The sequence below is a fragment of the Paenibacillus sp. FSL H8-0280 genome (assembly GCF_045040665.1).
Taxonomy (GTDB): domain Bacteria; phylum Bacillota; class Bacilli; order Paenibacillales; family Paenibacillaceae; genus Paenibacillus; species Paenibacillus xylanexedens_A.
The window spans coordinates 1,299,587-1,320,391 of record NZ_CP150296.1; the positions used below are offsets into that span (position 1 = coordinate 1,299,587).

General features: G+C 45.5%; 21 protein-coding genes. 10 read left to right on the forward strand and 11 right to left on the reverse strand.

Features of this window, described 5'->3' with window-relative positions; translation table 11 throughout:
* The first annotated feature begins 303 nt into the window (after positions 1-303).
* From MHI12_RS05730 to MHI12_RS05740, 3 genes are all read left to right on the forward strand, one after another.
* The gene (locus MHI12_RS05730) at positions 304-1,581 is read left to right on the forward strand and encodes a methyl-accepting chemotaxis protein (RefSeq protein WP_036672371.1); all 1,278 of its coding nucleotides are present in this window, start codon (positions 304-306) and stop codon (positions 1,579-1,581) included.
* A gap of 198 nt (positions 1,582-1,779) precedes the next feature.
* Positions 1,780-2,625 (forward strand): hypothetical protein, encoded by an 846-nt coding sequence (locus tag MHI12_RS05735; protein WP_405171827.1) that lies wholly within the window; start codon positions 1,780-1,782, stop codon positions 2,623-2,625.
* A gap of 267 nt (positions 2,626-2,892) precedes the next feature.
* Complete coding sequence (locus MHI12_RS05740) at positions 2,893-3,600, forward strand: stalk domain-containing protein (protein WP_091034085.1); 708 nt, start codon at positions 2,893-2,895, stop codon at positions 3,598-3,600.
* A 149-nt stretch (positions 3,601-3,749) separates the two neighbouring features.
* Here MHI12_RS05740 and MHI12_RS05745 read toward each other — a convergent pair whose 3' ends face one another.
* A complete protein-coding gene (locus tag MHI12_RS05745; protein WP_211081830.1) occupies positions 3,750-4,724 on the reverse strand; it encodes a ring-cleaving dioxygenase in 975 nt (324 codons plus the stop codon).
* 265 nt (positions 4,725-4,989) lie between these two features.
* Between MHI12_RS05745 and MHI12_RS05750 the strand changes: the two genes are divergently transcribed.
* Positions 4,990-5,751 (forward strand): TIGR02206 family membrane protein, encoded by a 762-nt coding sequence (locus tag MHI12_RS05750; RefSeq protein WP_341010288.1) that lies wholly within the window; start codon positions 4,990-4,992, stop codon positions 5,749-5,751.
* A gap of 139 nt (positions 5,752-5,890) precedes the next feature.
* On the opposite strand, the gene MHI12_RS05755 is transcribed toward MHI12_RS05750, so the two are convergent.
* The 3 genes from MHI12_RS05755 to MHI12_RS05765 all read right to left on the reverse strand — a co-directional run bounded on the left by MHI12_RS05755 (position 5,891) and on the right by MHI12_RS05765 (position 8,292).
* On the reverse strand, positions 5,891-6,685 hold the full coding sequence (locus MHI12_RS05755) for an SDR family NAD(P)-dependent oxidoreductase (protein ID WP_264931650.1): 795 nt from the start codon (positions 6,683-6,685) through the stop codon (positions 5,891-5,893).
* Positions 6,686-6,893: 208 nt separating this feature from the next.
* Positions 6,894-7,157: a YqkE family protein gene (locus tag MHI12_RS05760; protein ID WP_211081827.1), complete on the reverse strand. Its 264-nt coding sequence runs from the start codon at positions 7,155-7,157 to the stop codon at positions 6,894-6,896.
* Positions 7,158-7,641: 484 nt separating this feature from the next.
* The gene (locus tag MHI12_RS05765) at positions 7,642-8,292 is read right to left on the reverse strand and encodes a peptidylprolyl isomerase (protein ID WP_341010287.1); all 651 of its coding nucleotides are present in this window, start codon (positions 8,290-8,292) and stop codon (positions 7,642-7,644) included.
* Between the two features lie 257 nt (positions 8,293-8,549).
* Between MHI12_RS05765 and MHI12_RS05770 the strand changes: the two genes are divergently transcribed.
* Positions 8,550-9,764 (forward strand): MFS transporter, encoded by a 1,215-nt coding sequence (locus MHI12_RS05770; protein WP_047841895.1) that lies wholly within the window; start codon positions 8,550-8,552, stop codon positions 9,762-9,764.
* A gap of 102 nt (positions 9,765-9,866) precedes the next feature.
* Here the strand turns inward: MHI12_RS05770 and MHI12_RS05775 are convergent, their stop codons facing one another.
* The 3 genes from MHI12_RS05775 to MHI12_RS05785 form a co-directional block, all read right to left on the reverse strand.
* Positions 9,867-10,058, reverse strand: coding sequence for a hypothetical protein (locus tag MHI12_RS05775; protein ID WP_036611535.1), 192 nt, complete (start codon positions 10,056-10,058; stop codon positions 9,867-9,869).
* A 39-nt stretch (positions 10,059-10,097) separates the two neighbouring features.
* Positions 10,098-10,469, reverse strand: coding sequence for a hypothetical protein (locus MHI12_RS05780; RefSeq protein WP_405171828.1), 372 nt, complete (start codon positions 10,467-10,469; stop codon positions 10,098-10,100).
* 122 nt (positions 10,470-10,591) lie between these two features.
* A complete protein-coding gene (locus tag MHI12_RS05785; RefSeq protein ID WP_017690239.1) occupies positions 10,592-10,753 on the reverse strand; it encodes a hypothetical protein in 162 nt (53 codons plus the stop codon).
* 144 nt (positions 10,754-10,897) lie between these two features.
* Between MHI12_RS05785 and MHI12_RS05790 the strand changes: the two genes are divergently transcribed.
* Both MHI12_RS05790 and MHI12_RS05795 read left to right on the forward strand, forming a co-directional pair.
* Entirely contained in the window at positions 10,898-11,179 is a 282-nt protein-coding gene (locus MHI12_RS05790; RefSeq protein ID WP_036611533.1) for a hypothetical protein, read from the forward strand.
* A gap of 153 nt (positions 11,180-11,332) precedes the next feature.
* The gene (locus MHI12_RS05795) at positions 11,333-13,231 is read left to right on the forward strand and encodes a HAMP domain-containing sensor histidine kinase (RefSeq protein WP_100526916.1); all 1,899 of its coding nucleotides are present in this window, start codon (positions 11,333-11,335) and stop codon (positions 13,229-13,231) included.
* 77 nt (positions 13,232-13,308) lie between these two features.
* On the opposite strand, the gene MHI12_RS05800 is transcribed toward MHI12_RS05795, so the two are convergent.
* Together MHI12_RS05800 and MHI12_RS05805 are read right to left on the reverse strand one after the other, a co-directional pair.
* Entirely contained in the window at positions 13,309-13,551 is a 243-nt protein-coding gene (locus MHI12_RS05800; RefSeq protein WP_091015589.1) for an NHLP leader peptide family RiPP precursor, read from the reverse strand.
* A 54-nt stretch (positions 13,552-13,605) separates the two neighbouring features.
* Entirely contained in the window at positions 13,606-14,553 is a 948-nt protein-coding gene (locus MHI12_RS05805) for a hypothetical protein (protein WP_405171829.1), read from the reverse strand.
* A 224-nt stretch (positions 14,554-14,777) separates the two neighbouring features.
* Between MHI12_RS05805 and MHI12_RS05810 the strand changes: the two genes are divergently transcribed.
* Positions 14,778-15,515, forward strand: coding sequence for a hypothetical protein (locus MHI12_RS05810; protein WP_341010282.1), 738 nt, complete (start codon positions 14,778-14,780; stop codon positions 15,513-15,515).
* A gap of 37 nt (positions 15,516-15,552) precedes the next feature.
* On the opposite strand, the gene MHI12_RS05815 is transcribed toward MHI12_RS05810, so the two are convergent.
* Together MHI12_RS05815 and MHI12_RS05820 are read right to left on the reverse strand one after the other, a co-directional pair.
* Positions 15,553-16,806, reverse strand: coding sequence for an acyltransferase (locus MHI12_RS05815; protein ID WP_405171830.1), 1,254 nt, complete (start codon positions 16,804-16,806; stop codon positions 15,553-15,555).
* A 139-nt stretch (positions 16,807-16,945) separates the two neighbouring features.
* Complete coding sequence (locus MHI12_RS05820) at positions 16,946-17,941, reverse strand: LCP family protein (RefSeq protein WP_405171831.1); 996 nt, start codon at positions 17,939-17,941, stop codon at positions 16,946-16,948.
* A gap of 184 nt (positions 17,942-18,125) precedes the next feature.
* Between MHI12_RS05820 and MHI12_RS05825 the strand changes: the two genes are divergently transcribed.
* Both MHI12_RS05825 and MHI12_RS05830 read left to right on the forward strand, forming a co-directional pair.
* Positions 18,126-18,677 (forward strand): undecaprenyl-diphosphatase, encoded by a 552-nt coding sequence (locus MHI12_RS05825; RefSeq protein ID WP_405171832.1) that lies wholly within the window; start codon positions 18,126-18,128, stop codon positions 18,675-18,677.
* Positions 18,678-18,884: 207 nt separating this feature from the next.
* The gene (locus MHI12_RS05830) at positions 18,885-20,621 is read left to right on the forward strand and encodes a methyl-accepting chemotaxis protein (protein ID WP_341010274.1); all 1,737 of its coding nucleotides are present in this window, start codon (positions 18,885-18,887) and stop codon (positions 20,619-20,621) included.
* Positions 20,622-20,805: the final 184 nt, after the last annotated feature.

A 20,805-nucleotide genomic window follows, 5' to 3' on the forward strand; every position in this document is an offset into this window, starting at 1 on the left:
AGTTCGGCTCCAGCGTTGCTGAAGCGCACTCAGTATATCATTTAAGCAAAATGGATGCCAATCTAAATCATTTGGCCTCTTGTGCCGATAATAAATAAAATTAGGGATATTAAATGGAATATTATTCAATTTCCAAGAAGGGGAGGGGTAGCCAAGCTTGTCTTATACATTATGCGCTTTATGGTAGAGAAGTCATGCATGAACGGCAAGTATGGGGGAAATAGAACGTTTTCAGTGATGTATATCACATGAAATTTGGTACTTGATTGGTAAAATAGGAAAAAAGGACTACGGGGTGTGCACATGAAATGGACTTTAGGAGCAAAGACTGTCGCAGGTCTGGTACTGATTTCGATTATTACCTACGGAACTAGCGGCTTTTTTATATTTTTTGTCAAAGACTGGGTTACGTTAGATATTCCGAATTGGGTATACATATCGATTATCCTGATCATGGGAGTATGCTGGAACGGGATTCTGGGATGGTTTGCCTCACGCTGGCTGACTCGTCCAATCGTTCACCTGTCCCGGGCTGCACAGCAGGTTTCAGCGGGGGATCTGACAACCGAAATTCCGCAGCGACGCACGCAGGATGAACTTACCGTATTATATGATGCTTTTCGCGCAATGGTTTCTAACCTTCGAAGCATTGTAAATGATATTGCAGACAGTACAAGAACGACTTCACAGAACGCACAGTCTCTGAGTGAAGCGATTACCCAAGCCGCCGAACAGATCGAGATGATGTCGGATGCGGTGGATCATATTGCTGTAGGCGTAGAAGAGCAGAAGGTGACTTCCCATCAATCTCTGATCACTGCGGATGAGATGCTGAACGATTTCCAGCGTATGCATAGCCAGTCCATGGACATGACAGAGATGTCCGGTCAGATGGAACGATCGGTGGATCATACAAAACAGACTTTCTCATCGTTGATGAAAGGGATGGACGAGCTGGCCGAGTCACACAATCGTTCCCGCGACATTATGCTGTTGCTGGAGAAGGAAGCCTCCGATATTGAGGTAATTACCCAGTCTGTCAAAAACATCGCAGAGGAAACAGGGTTACTTGCCCTGAATGCTTCCATTGAGGCTGCACGAGCTGGCGAAGAAGGTTCTGGTTTTGCAGTCGTGGCGCAGCAGATCCGCAAGCTGGCAGACGAAAGTAAGGAATCGGTACACCGTATTAATGAGCTGATTAGTCGTGTGCAAGAGCGGATCAGGGAGACAGCCCAACTGTCTCATGAGCAGCATGGTCTCGTGGTTAATGAATCGGAGCGGACCGTCTCTGTGGATCAGACGTTGCATGAACTGACAGGAACAGTGGAAGTATTTATGAAGGGTGCGCATGATATCGGCTCCAAAATTGCAGAACAGACCGGTCGCGTGGAGCAAACGCACGGTCATGTGAAGAAGATCCAGGGGAAAGCCGGATCGTTCTCGGATGAGGCGAGACGAATTATGGATGCCGCACACGAAGAGACAGCCATCATGGAGGAGATTTCATCCTCGGCTGAAGAACTGAGACAATTAACCGATCGGTTATTGGACAAAACCAAAGCATTCCGGATGCAGCCTTAAGCTGTGTTCGGATTTTTTTTTGTTTTTGGAGAACAGTTTTGGCATGAGAATTTGCTTATTCTGGTTAAAGCCGAACGTTCTTTCGTGAAAACGAAAATTTGTAAAGATTATTTTATGAAAGATTAACAAATTCGCAACTTGCAGGCGATAAATGAAGATATAATAGGATTATCACAACAGATAAAGGAGCCCAGTATATTGAAAACTTGGACAGGTATCCTGCTGATGATTATTTTGGCGGTAGCTACGATTAGTACAACTTCGGCTGCCAGAACCATGAATGAATCGCAAAAACAGCTTAACATAGATGATCAATCCAGCCAGACCGCAGTGGGCGAGGCTTCCAATATAGATAAACTGCATGACACAGCGAAGACAACACAGGAATCGATTCCCGTGAAAGAGGAATACGTTTCGGTAGCTCCAGAGAATGAGAACGTCAGATTATACCCTATGAAAGTTGAGGGTTCAGGATATATATATAACGGAATGATTTTGGAAGTGGACGGCAAAACGCGAGAATTTAGTGATTGGCAGGGAGAAGGCGGGTCTTACAAACCCGAAGTGCACGAGCTGGATATGAATGGAGACGGCCAGAAAGAAATTATTGTTCTGTACACGGAAGGTCATGGAACAGGGATTTATTTGGGACAAGCACGTATCATTAATCCAGTAACGCTGGAAGAGATGAAGATGCAATCTCTGGATGAGATTGCGAAACAACATGTGAAGTCGAAAGTTACGGTTAGATCAGACCGTGTGGATGTTGATGTCGCCGTTGATGGCGTTCAAGCAGAACCTTTACGGATCGAGGAAGATACGAGTGGCGGCGTATATAACGAAGAGTTGGGATTCGGTGGAGTTACCTATTACAGTGTAGAGGATGGCCAGCTTGTTGTATCAGCAGCAGGATCTTACGGTGCGGCTTTATATGCGGGTGATCTGACATTCACTTATGAGTATCAAGATGGCGAGTGGAAGGCCGTAGATTTGAAGTACAGCATGGAAGTGTATGAAGAAGAATATTATGAATCTTTTGATTGATACCATCCTGTTTATATCGTAGTGCGTCGGGAATTGAAAGTTCTCAAGTGTGGAATTAAGTGAACATCTGACAAGAATATTTCCTTTCTGCGTATACGGACAGTGGGAAACTGGGCGAGGCTGAAAAAAATGGGGACATACAGCCTCGTTTTGTGCTGCCCGGAAATAGGAAATGTGTACTAAAAATGCAGTAAACAATTGACATTATCACTTTAGTCGTTTAAATGTATAAAGGACAAATCATTTTAACATTCAGGAGGGATTTTGATGAAGAAAAAAGTTGTACTGGGTTTGATGGTAGGCACACTAACGCTTGGGATCGGAACAGGTGCACTCGCAGCAACAGGGTTGGAGCAGATTAAAGCCTATCTAAACAGCAAGATTACGCTAAAAATGGATGGTGCCACGGTGACAGCCAAAGATGCCAATGGTAAAACAGTGTTGCCTATCACTTACAACGGAACGACTTATTTGCCTGTGCGTGCTGTGGGATCTTTGCTTGGGACAGAGATCACTTATGACAGTGCAACTTCATCCGTCCTGATTGGCGGAACGAATGGATCTGCGCCCGTAACCAACGGAAAAGTAACGCTGAGTGCACTTGGAACATCCGTACTGGGATCTACCGCTTGGCACACCAAAGATCCTAAGGATACCACATATAAAGGCAAGGATTACAAGGATGTTTATCTGCATAATGATCCTACGAAACAGGGGGATGATATCCAGATTAATACGGGTAAAAAGTATTCTTCTCTGCACTTGGAACTTGCCGCGCTGAAAGGAAATCAGGAGATTCATATCTATGATCAGGATCTCGCGACACTCAAAAAGTTCAATATCACTCCAGAAAGCGGTATGATGAGTCTAGATGTGGATGTTAAAGGTACAGACGCTGTCTATGTAGAGATTGTATCTGAAGATCCGGGTTCGGCTCTGTTTGTACCGCTCACAACATCGTATCTGACGAAGTAAAACACAATCTGCAAGTTTGCGACCTTACAGAAGGGGCAAGGCAAGCATAAACATAAAAAAACGATGATTCACTAGGCGATTCCTGAACCGTATCCGGTATTCAGAGTTGCCTGGTGAACATCGTTTTTATTTTCTTTTTGTTACGAATATTAGCGGATTATGGTATCCAGTGGTTTCAGATTCGCTTCAATCTCGGCGCGGCGACCTTCAAGGAATGGAGGCAAGGCAAGCGATTCTCCCAGATGCTCCAATTCTTCATCTGTATCAAATCCCGGACCATCGGTTGCAAGTTCGAACAGAATACCGTTTGCTTCACGGAAATAGAGGGAGCGGAAGTAGAAGCGATCTACAAAACCGGAGTTAGGGAATTGGAAGTTACGAACCCGTTCCACCCATTGTTTGAGTTCTTCCTCGTTATCCACACGGAACGCAACATGGTGTACGCTGCCACGTCCAGGACGCTCTTGGGCAAGGTCATTCCGTTCCTCAACATGCACCTCGGAGCCGCTGCCACCTTCGCCGGATTCAAAAACGAGTACATCAGGTTGACCTGGAGTAAAGGCAGGGTAACTTCCTTTAGCTCTGAAACCGAGCAGTTCGGTAAGAACCGGAGAGGTAAGGGAAGCATCTTTTACCGTAAGATGGATAGGGCCAAGGCCTACAATGCCATACTCGGCAGGCACAGGGCTCTGATCCCATGGTTTACCACCAGCGACACCTGTATTATTTTCATCCGAGACCAGAATCAGACGTTGTCCTTCAAAGTCTGTGAACGAAAGCGTGGCACGACCACCCCGTTCAACAATCTCTCCATGTGGAACTTCGAATTCGTCAAAACGCTGCTGCCAGTAAGTAAGTGCCGCATCACTTGGAACACGCAGTGACGTTCCAGATATGCTGTTCACCCCTTCACGAGTCTGTCCGGCCATCGGAATCTCGAAGAAGGTAAGTTCGGTACCCGGATTGCCTTTCTCATCGCCATAGAAGAGATGGTAGACGGACACGTCGTCCTGGTTGACCGTTTTTTTAATGAGGCGCAGACCCATGATGTTGGTGTAGAAACGATAGTTCTGATCGGCATGTGCGGTTAGAGCTGATACGTGGTGAAGTCCTTTGATTTGCATAATAATTCCTCCTAGATGAAATGGGATAGTGTAAATGTTTAGTTGAACGTTTGTTGAGTGCTATATTTATTGTTATTTCGGTTAAGAAAGTTACTAACTTTTTGTGTGTTTTGTTTCTGGATTTATCTTAACATAAAGATATTTAAATTACAATGCTTATTTAGAATTCCAACTGGACAGTACTTTCATTCAATGGCAAAATGAAAAAGTTAACATTAAAGAGAGATAATGTTGGTGAGATCCTTGTAAAGGAGAGAAGAGATGCATGGCGTATCCACCATGGCTGGACCCTTATGACGCAGAGCCGTTTATTCTGTTCTCCACTTCACATATCGTTTCGATTAGCGTAATTACAGCATTGATTGTACTGCTGTTTTTGCTTCGACACCATCTTCGATCATGGTCAGAGAGGGCACGCCGCATACTGCGGATTGTTCTGGCCTGTATCATGTTTGCCTGCGAAATCGTGCTGCAACTCTGGTATGTGTACGGAGGGATATGGAGCCTGCAGACGTCACTGCCACTCGAACTATGCAGTCTGTCTCTGCTATTATCGGCGTTGTTACTACTGACACGCAGTCGACTGTTACATTCTGCACTGCTGTTTGCAGGCATTGCTGGAGCCCTTATGGCGATCCTGACTCCTAATTTGGGTTATGGTTATGCACATTTTCGATTCATTCAATTTTTCGTTGCTCATGCCTGTATCATTCTGGCCTTACTCTACATGACCTGGGTGGAACAGCTGCGACCTAGCTGGAGATCTGTAGCAGGTTCGATGATATTTGTGAATGTGGCAGCATTAATCGTATACGTTGTAGATGTCATGCTTGACGCGAATTATATGTTTTTGAGACACAAACCGAGTACACCCTCGGTGCTTGATATGTTAGGTCCGTATCCCATGTACATCCTTGGGGAAGAGATACTTGCGCTAGTTTTGTTCTCGCTGATGTACATTTTGCTCTTTGCCATTCCAGATCGGTTGAAACATCGTGTGAAAAAAGGTAAAAGCTCCGCGGTATAGGGATAATCCTTGTAGTTGCGTCTGCACCGTATTATCAACTCTTTATAAATGAAACATCCCGCAGTAATCTGACCGGATCAGATCGCTTGCGGGATATTCGGGCGTTGTACCTGAATAGGGCCAACTTATCTTTATATTTTTATCCACGGAGCAGAGATTCCGCACCATCCACATAGATTCGTGTACCTGTAACATGAGAGGCTTCATCGGAAGCGAGGAACAGAACGAGGTTTGCCACTTGCTTCGATGTTCCAGGTTCGCCCTTGAGCGGATGTTCGTGACCCTCAGGGAATTCAACAGGAATCTGTACTTCTTTCAGATCATCGGACGGGTAGGTGTTATCATCAATGTTGGTATCGATGGCTCCTGGGCAAACGGCATTTACACGGATCTTATAACGAGCCAGCTCCAGTGCAGCCATTTTGGTAAACGCAGTTTGTCCCGCTTTGCTGGAAGCGTATGCAGAGAAACCGATTCCTGAGAAGACCCGGTTACCATTGATGGAACTGGTGATAATGATGCTGCCGCCATGTTCTTTCAGATGAGGAATAGCATATTTGACGGTTGCGAAGGTTCCGCGCATATTGATCTCCATCGTTTGGTCCCAGTCCTCCATTTCCATCGTTTCAATCGGGGCCATCGTTCCGTTAATGCCGGCATTCGCAAATATGATATCCAGTTTACCCGCTTCAGCCGCAGCCTGATTGATCGCCTTCTGCACATTATCCGGTTTGGAGATATCACATTCGATCACATACGCTTCTCCACCAGCCTTTTCAATCGTCTGCTTGGTTTCCTCCGCATTTTCGGGTGTGCGATCCAGCATGTACACTTTGGCCCCATGCTCGGCGAATCGAATAGCAGTAGCCTGACCAATACCCGATCCACCTCCGGTTACAATCGCGACTTTGCCTTCCAAACGTTGTTCTGTCATCTCTGATCCCTCCAGGAGTTAGATTATCGTTGTACGCTCTACTTCTAACATACCCGGCTCAAGACGCGTGAATCATATGTGTATATATCAAAAAGAACAGGACCGCAACGCGGCCCTGTTCTGGAACAGATCAACTTCATCATCTGTCTGCTGTGAACTTATTTTGGCGTATGAATGGTGGGAAACTCATTCAAGTCATGTCCGATACTTACTTATGTTTCTTCCAGTCCATTGCACTGTTATTGAGCAAATATTCGAAATCGTTATCCCGGCGCTTCTGCTCCGCTTGTCGAGCTTCTTCTGCCTGCTGACGCTCCTGCTCTTTAAGAGCCGCTTCGGCAGCCTTGGCTTCATCCGCCTGAGCTTTCAGCTTCTCCAGCACATCACTGCTCAGTAGATCTTTCAGTGTTGTGGGTTTATCCTGTGCTACTGCTGTTTTGGGAGCAGGAGTGCGTTTTTTGGATTTTGCCATAGGAAAATCTCCTTTCCAAACATGAATCAGGTTCCATTTATCGTACAGTAGTCATAGTATATCAGGTTCCCGTAAAGCATTCCATGAATCTGCGGAACAAAAGCAGGAAAACGAGGGTTGCGTGACGAATGAAAACGGGTATAAAATCATATACTATTACCGATACTGCGACTATTCCCTGGAGAAAGGAGTCGTTGTTCGTGGAAGTAAACCGTGGTTTACTGAAAGGGCTTGCATGGGGCGTTGCCTTTAGCTGCCCGTTATGGATTGCGATTATCGGCTGGTTACGTTTGATGGGATGGATGTATTGAGGATGATGCCGGAAGAGGTCATTTTTTATAAAGTCATATATGTAACCGCTATCATTAAAATCAATAAATAAGCTCTGCCTTGCGACATTCGCATAGGACAGAGCTTTTGTTTGTTTAGATGTTCATTAACAAGTCATAACCATGGATTATCATCCGTTTGGCAAGGAAGTTTATTAAGGCATTTTTACCGGCTCTGGATATTCCAGACCATGTGTGTCTACCGTAACTTTTTTCATAACTTGATCGGAAACCGGTTTGTCACCTTCACCTATTTCCTGAGCAGCAATACCATCAACAACTTCCATACCTTCTGTTACCTTACCGAAGGTAGCGTATGAGTTATCCAGGTAATCCGCGTCAGCTAACATGATGAAGAACTGGGAGCCTGCTGAATCAAGATTATCCGATTTACGTGCCATCGAAATGATTCCCCGAGTATGATTTAGGTGATTCTTGTGGCCGTTGGATGTAAATTCCCCTTTGATCGTATAACCTGGGCCGCCTGAACCGTTGCCATTGGGATCTCCACCCTGAATCATGAAGCCGGGAATGACCCGGTGAAAGATCAGGCCGTCATAGAACCCTTTATTCGCCAGGGAGATGAAATTATACACTGTGTTGGGCGCGATCTCGGGATAGAGCTCAATAACGATCTTTTGACCATCCTGCATCTCAATAGTAGCCACCGGGTTTGGACCTTCAGGTGCGGCCGGAACCGGCGCTTTCTCGGCACTGGTCGCAGGGCGTCCGCAACCACTAATGACGATAAGCAGCATCGCAAGAACGAGCGATACTGCGGTTGTTTTTTTCCACCGTAAAGACATGAAAACGTTCCTCCTTGCATCTCTGCATTATATATTTGCTCCAAAATCATATTTGGATATTTACCCAACTATCATACCGTTTTTGTGGACAGGATGGCAATGTAATACATGTGTTTATGGTGAACAAGGGATGGCCTTCATGGAATGATGGGTGTAAAATAAGGAAAATGCTTCCGCATCGGGGACGTACGGGTCTGTTCCGTCCGCTCCAATACACGGCAGTCCCGGCGTCAGTAACGGAAAGGGCGTGCGGGTATATGAACTTCTCGTGGAAGCGCAATCTGGTCATATTGTGGATTGGTGTATTTTTTTGCAGCACCGCGTATTCGATCTCGATTCCATTTCTGCCCCTGTTTCTAAGTGCTGACTTGGGGGTTCGTGATCACCTGGAGTTATGGTCAGGACTGGCATTTGGCATTACGTTTCTTGCGAGTGCACTCGTGTCTCCGTTCTGGGGATCACTGGCTGACAAATACGGACGCAAGCCCATGCTGATCCGGTCGGGATACAGCCTTGCCGTCTTGTATTTAATCAATTATTTCGTGCAGGACCCATACTCGCTGATTGTTGTTCGATTGTTTCAGGGTCTGCTTGCAGGGTTTGTTCCAGCAGCGATTGCCCTGGTAGGCACGAATACACCTGAAGAGAAGACTGGTTATGCACTTGGTATTATGTCCACTGCAGGAGCCACTGGTGGTATTATCGGACCGTTAATTGGTGGCGTGGTGAGTCACTATTATGGGAACCGGAATGCATTTTTGTTTTCGGCTATTGTTGTGTTAGTCTCAGCAATCATCGCAACCTTCTGGGTAAAAGAAGAGAACTTCAACCGGAACAAAGCTCGTTCCCACGTCATGGATGACATTCGTGAAGCAAGAGCGAATCGTTTGTTTATGACGGTGCTTGGCATGATGGGTATATGTACATTCTCCGTCATGATTCTGGAGCCACTATTGACGGTCTATGTGATGGAGATGGGCGTTCAGCCGGATCGTGCCTCACTCAGCTCGGGTATTATTTTCTCAGCGGTGGGGGTAGCAACCGTTATTATGGCGCCGCGGTGGGGCAAGATTGGTTCAAGGATTGGATACGGTAAAGTGCTGATCATTGGACTGGTTGGTGGGGCTGTAGGGAATCTTCTGCAGTTCTTTACAACAGGTTATATCGCATTCGGCATTTTACGATTTGTGTATGGTTTATTCTTTGCGGCTGTATTTCCGGCAATTAACGCCATGATTGTGCAGGCTACCGCATCGAGTTTCCGGGGCAGGGCTTTTAGTCTGAATCAATCCGCTGCCCAGATCGGGACGATGGCGGGACCGATCATTGGTGGTGTACTTGGGGGCTGGCTGCCGATACGCTGGATATTTATTATTAATGGAGTGGCATTGATCATCACTGCGATTGTGGCGAAGTGGTCGGGGTTGGATCACAAACTGCCCGTGGCAAGTAAGGTTTCCGCTAAGCGGTGAAGCCGAATTGCAAAGAGAAAGTGAACTTACAGGTAACAAAAAAGATGACGCTGTGAAATTACAGACGTCATCTTTTTTAAGTCTACTACGGATCTATATAAGTTAGTCATCCGAAGAGGGCTTGCGAGAAGCCTTCTCTTTGGGAATGGCATGCTCCACGGCATCACGTTGATCCTCATCCTCAAGCGCTTCGGGGAAGGAGTCCTCAGTGAATAGTCCGAAATCCGGGTCAATATCTCGTTCGGTCACGAGATTATCCGGTTCATGCACATGCTTTTGGCGATCTTCCTTCATCGTGTATGCACCTCCTCATTCAGGATGTCATAACAGCCGTTAATGGCGTGGTGGAATGTGGTTCTCTGGTTTGGCATCCGCACCAGCACCATTAAGCAGATCGGTACCATGCAGCGCATCTGGATCGGGTGCAGCAGGATCAACCGGACTGTTCGGTTGCAGAAGATCTGCATCCGGTACAGATTCCAGCGGTGTCTCAGCCAAACGTGAATCCAATTCCGGCTCATCCGCAGCGGTTGCGGCTACGGGTGCCAGATCCGAATCTTCCGTTACAATCCGTCTGCCGGAAACTTCATCAAAGGTATCCATATCGCCTTCCGGGACTTCCGTCTCTGGTGGAATATCGCGGGACCTCTGATAACGGTCATAATAGCGGTCGCTCTCTTCGTTACTAATTGGTTTGTCAGACATGAGTAACACTTCCTTTCATTATCGGTTGTCCAAATGCTTCTTACCCCGTAGTTACCCAAAGCGCTAGTGTTGTAATCTTGCACAGGTTATTATCTCCGGGTGTTCACTACGATATGAATGCCTTAGAATTTCGGGAATACATATTTAACCAAGAAGTATAAGAATCCGAAAAAGATAATGATATATGCGGCATATTTAATAAATGTGGAAGCGACCATACTTGAATCCGATTTATGCTGAACATCCTTATGTTCCACCTCAACCGTACGATGGGGCTCATTCATTGTAATCATCTCCTTAGCGTGTTTGTTTGCTTTGAGAAACCATTACACCCGGAGCAAAGGATTGAATCTCAGCCACCGTTTTTACAGCTTTTCCTGTTTTGCCTATGTTATGATGAAGCTTGAATATGTAAGGGAGGGATTCATGTGGACTGGTATACACTGGGGAATATGATCACACGCATCCGTATTGGGCAAAAGGCGTCCACACCCGGGTTCTCCCGTACCGTCATCCGTCGTCCGGATGGTTTGTTTTGGGTAGGCGGTATATGGTCCGGGCAAGTTGTCCAGTTACGGGATTTCCTTTTTTCCGACATATGGACCATCTATGATGATGAGGAGACAGAGCAGTGGCTTGAATTTCGCAGTCAAGTTGAACAGAAAGAACGGGAAATGATAGTGAACCAGTTCGAAGACTTGCGTGATTAATCGAATAACTTTAACAATAAAATGGAAATAAGACTATAAATCGACTTAAATGTGAAATTTCATTTTATCTCAAGAAGGTGACGTGACAAACGGTGGCGAATGATAAATGAGAGAATCTAAGATAGGTAAAATTAGAACTTTGAGGTGCTGTGAATGAAAAATGTGCCCAAAGCTATCGTCATCTTATGGATGAGTGTATTGATTATTCTAGGCATGCCACATGGGATAGTCTTTGCAACTACAGGAGCGGTTCAGCAACCTGTATCCATTACAGGATGGGAAGTAAAATGGGGGAACGTTGACGATCAAGGGTTCATCAGTGAGGTTAAGGGAGCAGACGAGATATGGGAAAAGCAGGGCAGCGATAAGTTAGAGTATAGCAATACGGATCGATCGAATTCCTTATGGACGCGCCTGACCATCCCTGAGTTGAGTGAGGAAAGTTCAGCCATTCGATTTGAGAACATTAAAGGCAATCATATTGTTGTTTATCTGGAAGACCGCAAGGTCTACGAGAACTACCATTACAATTATGATAATAATGCTGTGTTACTGCCCTTATCCAGCGAAAATTCAGGTGACACGCTCTATGTATGGTCGCAAAATGAAAAAGGCCGTCTGGGGATACAAGGTACTGTTCAGGTTGGACCTTATGCCGCGTTACAGGAGAAATATATTCATAACGGACTTATTGATGTAATTTTGGGCGCGACTTTTGTTTTCACAGCGATTACGATGCTGAGTTGTACGTTCTTCCTTGGCAAATTCCATAAGGGATTATGGATCTCGCTATGCATCGTGATGGGTTCCATCGGCACGATGATCATCACGTACTCGCAATTTTTGTATACGTTCTATCAGGTATATGGTGACCTGTATTCCGTAGTCTTTGATCTGGCGATGCTGCTGGGGATGCCAGCGCTATGTTATTTTTTTGAACAGATTATCGGGCCAGGACTGCATGGAATCTTCACCAAACTGCGAAAAATACTATTCATATATTCAGTTATCGCGGTGTTCTCTCTATTTATCTATGTTACTTCAGGTGGGCAATGGGAGATCCTCTACAATCTGCTTGTACAGCGTGTGGTTGGCATTGTGCTGGTCATTCTGCTGACAATCCTGTTGGTTGGTACCATCGCCAAAGCGCTGCAACGAAATCGGGAAGCTATGTTGCTTGCAACGGGATTTGGTACATTTGCCTTGATCAGTGTGGCTGAACTGTTGTGGTATTATCAGCGGAGTGGAACGTATCATCTGTTATGGTGGAAATGGTCCATGGTTGCATTTGTGATCTCGTTGATTGCCATTCTCGGAAGTCGTTTTGCCGAAAAACATACCAAAGTTCTAGAGTATTCCAAGGAACTGGAGCTGTTCAACAATGAGTTACAGCGATCTGAAAAGATGGAGATTATTAGCGAACTGGCTGCTTCCGTTGCCCATGAAGTACGTAATCCACTTCAGGTGACAAGAGGGTTCCTGCAACTTATGACGGAACAGGAAGACAATAAAAACAAGGGGTATGTGCGAATTGCACTGGAAGAACTTGATCGGGCTTCGGGCATCATAACGGATTTTCTTACCTTTGCCAAACCTGAGTTTGACCATATTATCTCGCTCAATATCTCGGATGAATTCAATCATATTGAAGGCATTCTTGTACCGATGGCTAATCTGGAAGGTGGTAAAATCACCACCGACATTCCGCCAGATCTATATATTCGAGGCAATTCCTCGAAGTTTAAACAGGCTTTTATCAATATTATTAAGAACAGTATTGAAGCTCTGCAGGGACAAGGCCAGATTGATATCTGGGCGTACAAGCAGGACGGAATGATTAAGGTGCATGTCAGGGATAACGGAGAAGGAATGGACGAGGAAGCACTCTCCCGGTTGGGCGAGCCTTATTTCTCCAATAAAATCAAAGGCACAGGCCTCGGCATGATGGTGACATTCCGAATTGTTGAAGCGATGCAAGGACAGATCAGCTTTACAAGCACTAAAGGGGTAGGAACAGAAGCGGTTGTATCTTTTGCCGAGTTCGTCGATTGACGAACTCACAGAAGGATACAGCGGCTTTTTTTGTTCCTACCCCTAATTTCTTACACTACAAGATTAGCTCACCCGAATTAACTTCTCCAAGGTCCGCAATTCACATCATAATTTACTTTGGAAGGATTGGGAGGTATGACAAGTACATAGTCATTCTGCTGCTCCTCAACAGTACGTACCTGAATGTGCTCCGGAATTACGATGCCAAACGCTTCACGAAGCGCCTGCTTCGGATTGGAGTGCAATTGTTGTCTGAAGTGCTCGTCAGTCCAAGCCTTTTCAATAATATCCTCATGCAACGTTTTCTCTGATACCATCATCGTCAACATTCCCTTCATATTTAAAATTAAACTGAATCAGCTTAGTCCTTATGCTCAGAATCCCAACTGTTGCTCGCTAATCCAGTGATGAAACCCGCCTTGGAGAAGCTGTTTCTTCTGTTGTGTAATGTCCTGAACAGCTTGTACTAAAGTGCTGCATAAATAAGAATCAAACGCTTCAAGATGCGATATTCCTAAGTTAGACGATGTTAGTGTACGATTATAGTGATAGGCAATGTCTACGTAAGAGTTCATGAGTTGTGTATTGTATACATTGTCATGTATACGTTCGCTTAGAGGTTGAACTGGATAGTTGTGATTCAGTGCTGCGGATATGTGGGAGAGGTAGCTGTTGTAGTTTCCATGCACAGCATCTTGTTGCGTGTCTGTGAAGTCATCGGTCATCTGGAGTGTCATGAGTGTGATGTTGATGGCAGAACACACCGGGATGATCCGGTCGGATTGATTCAGCAGAAGCAGTGCACCAGTAGCTCCAATGAGGAGAGGGGCAGCCTTTTGCGCAATCAATAAGGGATTCTGTTGGAAATAATCAATGGAATGTTCACCCGTAACACTCACGGCCCAATCCACTACATATTGTCTGAAATAGACCCAGAACGTGGAGGAAGGATTGAATAATACCGAGTAAAGTTGAAGTGCATCCATGTAATATAGATTACCCAGGGATAACTTCAATGTGGCATTCTCCGGTTGTTCATCCATCACGTCGTCCTGATTCAGAAAATATAACATATGGATGAGACAGGCTGTACTTAATTGGTGTGCTTTCTCTGGGGGTAGTTTATCTGAGTGTTGCATCCAAAGTGGAGTGATGTACCCGATGTAGCTGTGTCCCGAATCTCGTAACAGCGGATTAACCGAACGAAGCTGCTCTAATGCATGTCCTGACAAGGGTTCGGGATATTCCCGTACGAGTTGCTCCGCTGAAGCAAACACGACCTCCAGATCGGATCTAAACGGATCTAACCAATCTTTCCGCATTATTACATATCGTCCTTCCTGCGATAAGGTGACTAAGGACTGTTCAACTGATATAGATCATGAAGTTACACTTAGTATAGCGGAAATAAACTGAAAAAAATAGGATTTTTTGTGATCAATTGTGAGAAAAATGATGACTTTTTGTATTTTATGGCATAAAAAAGTGGATTTTAGGCTCAAACTAGGAAGGCACAGGATTTCGACATCGGAAAGGCGGCAGAAAAATGAATTTGAAATGGAAAACATGGATGGCAGCCGGATTGGCAGCCGTAGTTATAACAGCAGCAACAGGACATGTGGCATTTGCTGATCCAACCGTTCGTGCTGAGCAACATGACGATGCGTCAAAAACTTCTTCCTCGGGCAAACCAGCGAAGCCATGCATGCAGGCAGGACACGGTCTGTTCATGATTGGTGAAACGGCAGACTTGCTTGGAATTGGACTTCGGGATCTGAAAGAACAGATGGAACTTGGCAAGACGTTGTCCCAGATTGCGAAAGAGCGTAAGGGACTTAGTGAGGAGCAGTTATTGCAGAAGTTGAAGCCTACACTTGCACAGCGTCTGGATCAAGCTGTAGAAGAAGGTTGTCTCACCAAGGAACAAGCTGCAGCCACGAAGGCGGACATGGATACCAAGTTGAAAAAGGTCATTAATACACCGCTTCGTGATTTGCGCCGTGAATTTGCCCACCATGGCAAACGTTCCATGGTAGATAAGGGTGAAATCGCCCGTTTTATTGGAGTCACACCCGCTCAACTGCACGAGCAGCTTCAGGGAGGGAAATCCCTGGCTGAGATTGCTCAGGCAAAAGGCATTAGCGAAGCGCAGCTGGTGGATAAGCTGAAGGAACAATTAACGGGTGATCTGAAGAGATTTGTGAATCAGAAGGGCAACGTGCATCCAGCCCCGGGTCCCCAGGAACCTGTTCCTGGACGATCAACTTCGAGCGAAGTGAAATAAAGAAGAGCGTCTCCATAAGGGGACGCTCCTCTTTATTTTAATACGGCTCACTCGTTCCCGGACTGCGAGCGTGGCCGGGTGATGGAGTTCGCTCAGGTGAATTTCTTTTGTCCACAGCAGCTGATGGAGGGGAGATTGCACGTGGTTTGCGCATTAACCCTACGGTGAAACGTGAGCCAGGAAGCTTGGACAGCGCCCAACTGATTGCAAGAGCAATACCAACTGTTACAAGGAACGATAGCAACGTTACAGGCAGATGCCATCCACTGAGTTGAAGCGGTCTAGTGACGTAAGCGATCGCGTAGATCACCAGTGCATGAACCAGATATCCACCAAATGAATAGCGGCCAATCCAGGATAACAGGCGCTGAAACCGTGTTTCTTTGCCCCGCATCAGTACGAGGAAACCATACAACATGAGCATCTGAGCCATAATGATGAGGAATGTAGTTGGTTTCAAATAAGTAGAGATATTCAAATTTACAACATCCCCGGACCCACGTAGCACATCGTATCCAAGCCAAATGTACATCCCTATAAACAGACAGATCGTCCAAGGCAGAATCTTCGTGGTCCAACTCCTCCAGCTATCCACTGACCAAGCACATACGGCACCCAGTAAAAAGTAGAACCAGTACATCACCCATGAATAGGAGCGATATTGCAGCAACGTTGACCATGGCTCAGAAAGTGATTCTGTCCAGTCCCCCATATTATAGTAGGACCATTTCATAAGCAGGGCATATAGTGCTGCTGCAATGAGAATTAACCCGATAATGACTTGCATGGGCGTGAAACGTGAAGCGTTCTGCATACGACGCTGAATAGCTTTTGCTCCCGCCAGGAACAAGGGAAACAGAATATAAAACTGAAACACCATAATGACAAACCAGAGATGATATCCTGTCTGCGGGACAAATAGTTCACGAACAAGACTGCGAAAGTCTGGTATGTCTGCAAGCCAGAACGTGGGGGTGAAGATACGGACAGAAAGCCAGTAGATCAGTGTCCATACGACAAACGGCATATAGATATCGCCAAATCGCTTTCGAATGAAGCGAGGATAGTCCGGTTTGGTGTTACGGTGATGGTAAAACAACATTACACCCGATAAAAATACAAACGTTGGCGTACCAAATCGGGTCAGATGATAAATCATGGTCAGCATAATGGAATCCGGTTGTTCAATATCAGCGCGATAGATATACTCAGCGATACTATGCTGCATGACGATTGCCAGAAAGGCAATGCCCCGCAGTTCGGTCCATTCCGTTATTCGCGGTTTTTTCACATTGTAATCCTCCCTACAGGAACCGGAGTTCATCATATAAGGGTACCTGTTAAACATTAAGACTGCATTAAATGGAGAAAATAGGTACTAAAAAAGACGGCTTTGGCCGTCTTTTCTATTGATATATTTCATGCTTGTTTTAGTTCTGTTCCTCTGATGATGGAGTCTCTGAGGACGCGGCACCTTCTTCAAACAGTTTCTGAATGTAGGACTGAAGTTTGGTTACATCAACACCCAGCACCTGAGCTGAGCCGACCAGTTCATTGGTGAGCAGCTTGTTTGGTGGAATCTGCTGCTGATCGATTTCGTTCACATGGATATCGAAGCCAAGTGATGCGAGTTTTAACATCTGGGTTGGGCTAAGGTCTGTCTCAATATAGGGAGCGATGGCTTCTAGGATATCCGGGATTTTGAAAAGCGAAGTGGTACTCTGCATTTTCTTGGCCAGCTCGGTCATGAAGATCCGCTGCCGTTCGGTACGGGTAAAATCCGAGGTGGCATCATGCCGGAACCGAACATATTGCAGGGCGGTTTTGCCGTCCATATGCTGCAATCCTTTTTTTAAGTCAATGTCGTACATATGTTTATCTGCTTTACTGGTGTAATACATGTCTTTCTCCACATCAATCTCAATACCGCCTACCGCATCAACGAGTGCCATGAAACCTGTAAAGTCTGTGTAGACATAATGCTGAATGGGAATACCGAGCAGATCACTTACGGTTTGTTTGGTCAGCTCCGCACCCCCGTAGGAAAAGGCTGCATTAAGTCTGCTTTTGCCATGCCCCGGAATGGCTACATAGGTATCTCGCAGTACGGAGAATAGATGGGCTTTCTTGGTGACCGGATCAATGGAAGCGACCATGACCGAGTCTGAGCGTCCTGCATCGTCGCCTCTTGAGTCTCCGCCAAGGAGCAGAATGTTCACCCGTTCCTGGCCCTCCCATCTAGGAATCGTTGTCGTTGGTCTGTCTGAATCGTTGTCTGTGCCGGAAGAGGACGAGTTGGATGAAGTCCCGGAAGCCGTGGAGATGCTATTGGCAAAATGAACAATCGAATATCCGTAATATACAACGACACCTGTAATCGCAAGTGCCAGGGTCAGGGCTGTACCCCATAACCATTTTTTAAGCATAATCTTCACCTTTCTATGATTGAACTGATATGTAACCCAAACTAGTTTAACAAAAAGAAAGCAAAAAGTCCTCTTTGATTTCGTAACTTCGGTCAATGTGAGGATTGTTTGACAAATAGTTAGTGCATATTTAATATGTAAAAAATAATCTTGTTTTGTGTAATGGGGGTATTAAAAGCCAGTTATGAATCAATCATTATTTAATTGGATTAATCAGTTTGCAGACCAAATACCGTTTCTGGACTGGTTTATGATCACATCATCCGAGTATGCGGTTTGGGTCATGATTGCACTGCTCGTTATCGTATGGTTTCTCGGCGATCCATCGAAACAGCGAATTGTTTTTTATGCCTGTGTGGCTTCCATTGTAGCGCTAGTTCTGGCCAAATGGGGGATATCACCAGCGGTCGGTCATCCAAGACCTTTTGTGGAAGGGACTGTGTATCAGCTGGTTGCCCATGTACCTGATCCTTCTTTTCCAAGTAAACATGCTTCCTTTGTATTTGCTCTAGCGGCTGCTTCATTCTTTATTGGACGTCGCTTCGGGTCATGGATGTTGTTACTCGCTGTGTTGACAGGGGTGTCGCGTGTATATGTTGGCGTGCATTATCCAGGAGATATTCTGGGAGGATTCATTCTCGGAAGTCTGCTTAGTGTGGTTCTGATTACAACCCGCAATTATACCAAGTCGATTCCCGACTTCTTCATTAACATACACCGACGTGTTTTTCGATAGCGTCTGGATGTAATATGTAGCGACGTCGTGGTAGTTTCGATCCATTAAAGAAGTCTCTTATCTCTGGTTCTGCCAAAGATGGGAGACTTCTTTTGTGTTATGTTCGAAGTTACATGAAATTTATAGAAATTGAATTCTAACATCTACAATTCATGACGATCGGTGACGATATATTATAAATATGTATTATTTTGAGGAGTGGGACACATGGAAGACACACGGGGGAATAAGTTGGGGATATTCAAGTTAACGATTCGAGGCAAGTTACTGACTGGTTTTCTGATAGTTGTAGCTATGTTGGTTTTTGTAAGCGTCTATGCGTTAATACAGATCCATAATATGTCTGGTAAAGCCAATGATGTGGACCAGACCTGGATGCCAAGTGTAAGCCTACTAGGTATGATGAATGGTGATGTTTCGGATGTAGAGCGGTTGGCGCTGGCGATTATCGTTGAACAAGACGAAGAAGAAAATGTCAAGGTGAATGAAGCGTTAAAGTTGCTCCTCACGAAGATTGAGGATGAGCGTAAACAGTTGCTTACATACATTGAGAGCAATGATGAAGCGATGAAGCTCTACAATGATTTCAGTACGAATTATGATGCTTATGTGGAGAAAATGCCTGCATTCATAGAATTCGGCATTGCAAATAACTATGAAGAAGCAAGTAGACTGCACACTGAAGCCTATCCATTGTGGTATACAGCTAACGACACGATTGCGAAGCTGATTGAATCTGGGAATAAAGGATCAGACGCGGCAACGAATGATTCTGTCGAGTTGGCTGAGAATACATTTAATGTGATTTTGGCAGTGACGATTTTTGCATTCCTGATCGCCGTGTTCATTGCATTCTTCATTGCAAGCATCATTTCACGTCCAATCAAAAAGATGAATGAAGCGGCTATGGCTATTGCCAATGGTGATCTGACGGGTGAGACGATTGTGCTCAAGAACAAAGACGAATTGGGAACGCTCGCGGCTTCCTTCAATACCATGAGTGGCAATTTGCGCTCCATGATTGAATCGGTATCGATGACTTCCGAACAGGTGGCCGCTTCATCGGAAGAGCTTCTTGCAAGTGCAGAGCAAAATACTCAAGCCTCGGAACAGATTTCCGAAACGGTTGAGGAACTGGCCGTAGGCACGTCTGATCAAGTTGATATTGTGAAGCGCTCTTCACAGGCGATGAATGAGATGGCTCTCGGATCAGAGCAGATTGCCGAGCTTGCTCAGAGTGTATCCGTATCTGCTGTAGATGCGGCGAATCAATCTTCCGAAGGAAATATGATTATTCAGCAAGCGGTTGAACAGATGGGTTCTGTTCGAAATTCCATTGCTTCGCTTACTGAATTGGTTACAGGGCTGGGGGAACGTTCAGCAGAGATTGGAACCATTACCGAGGTAATCAACAACATTGCCCGGCAGACCAATCTGCTTGCACTGAATGCAGCCATTGAAGCCGCACGAGCAGGAGAGCATGGACGTGGTTTCGCCGTAGTTGCGGGAGAAGTGCGGAAGCTCGCTGAAGAATCTTCTACATCTGCGCAAAGAATTACGGATCTCGTTCAATTGATTCAGAAAGATACGGATCATGCTGTTCAGGCAGTAAAAGTGAACAGCAGTGAGACAGAAGCAGGAATCGAGATGGTTACTGCGGCAGGACAAGCGTTCGAGCAGATCTCGGATGCGGTCAACAAAGTAGCGGGTGAAATCCAGGAAGTATCTGCAGGTTCAGAGGAAATGTCGGCGAGTACAACTGAGGTTGTAGGATATGTAAGTCAAATCTCCAACATCGCCGGAGAGGCAGCGGGCGGGGTTCATAATGTATCTGCCGCAACTCAGCAGCAGTTGGCTTCCATGGAAGAGATTGCATCATCCGCAGGTTCATTATCCAAAATGGCCGAAGAACTGCAGGAGCAGATTAACAAGTTCAAAGTGTAACCAATGAGATGTTCTGATACCTAATGTGTACAGAAACATACAGACGAGATGGTCAGAATGCCATTCGATTTGTACTGTTGATGATAACAAGGGCGAGAAGCTGTTTCTCTAACGCGCATATGCGTTAGAGAAACAGCTTTTTTTGTCACATGACGCAGAGCAGGTCACAACAATGTTATTTCAG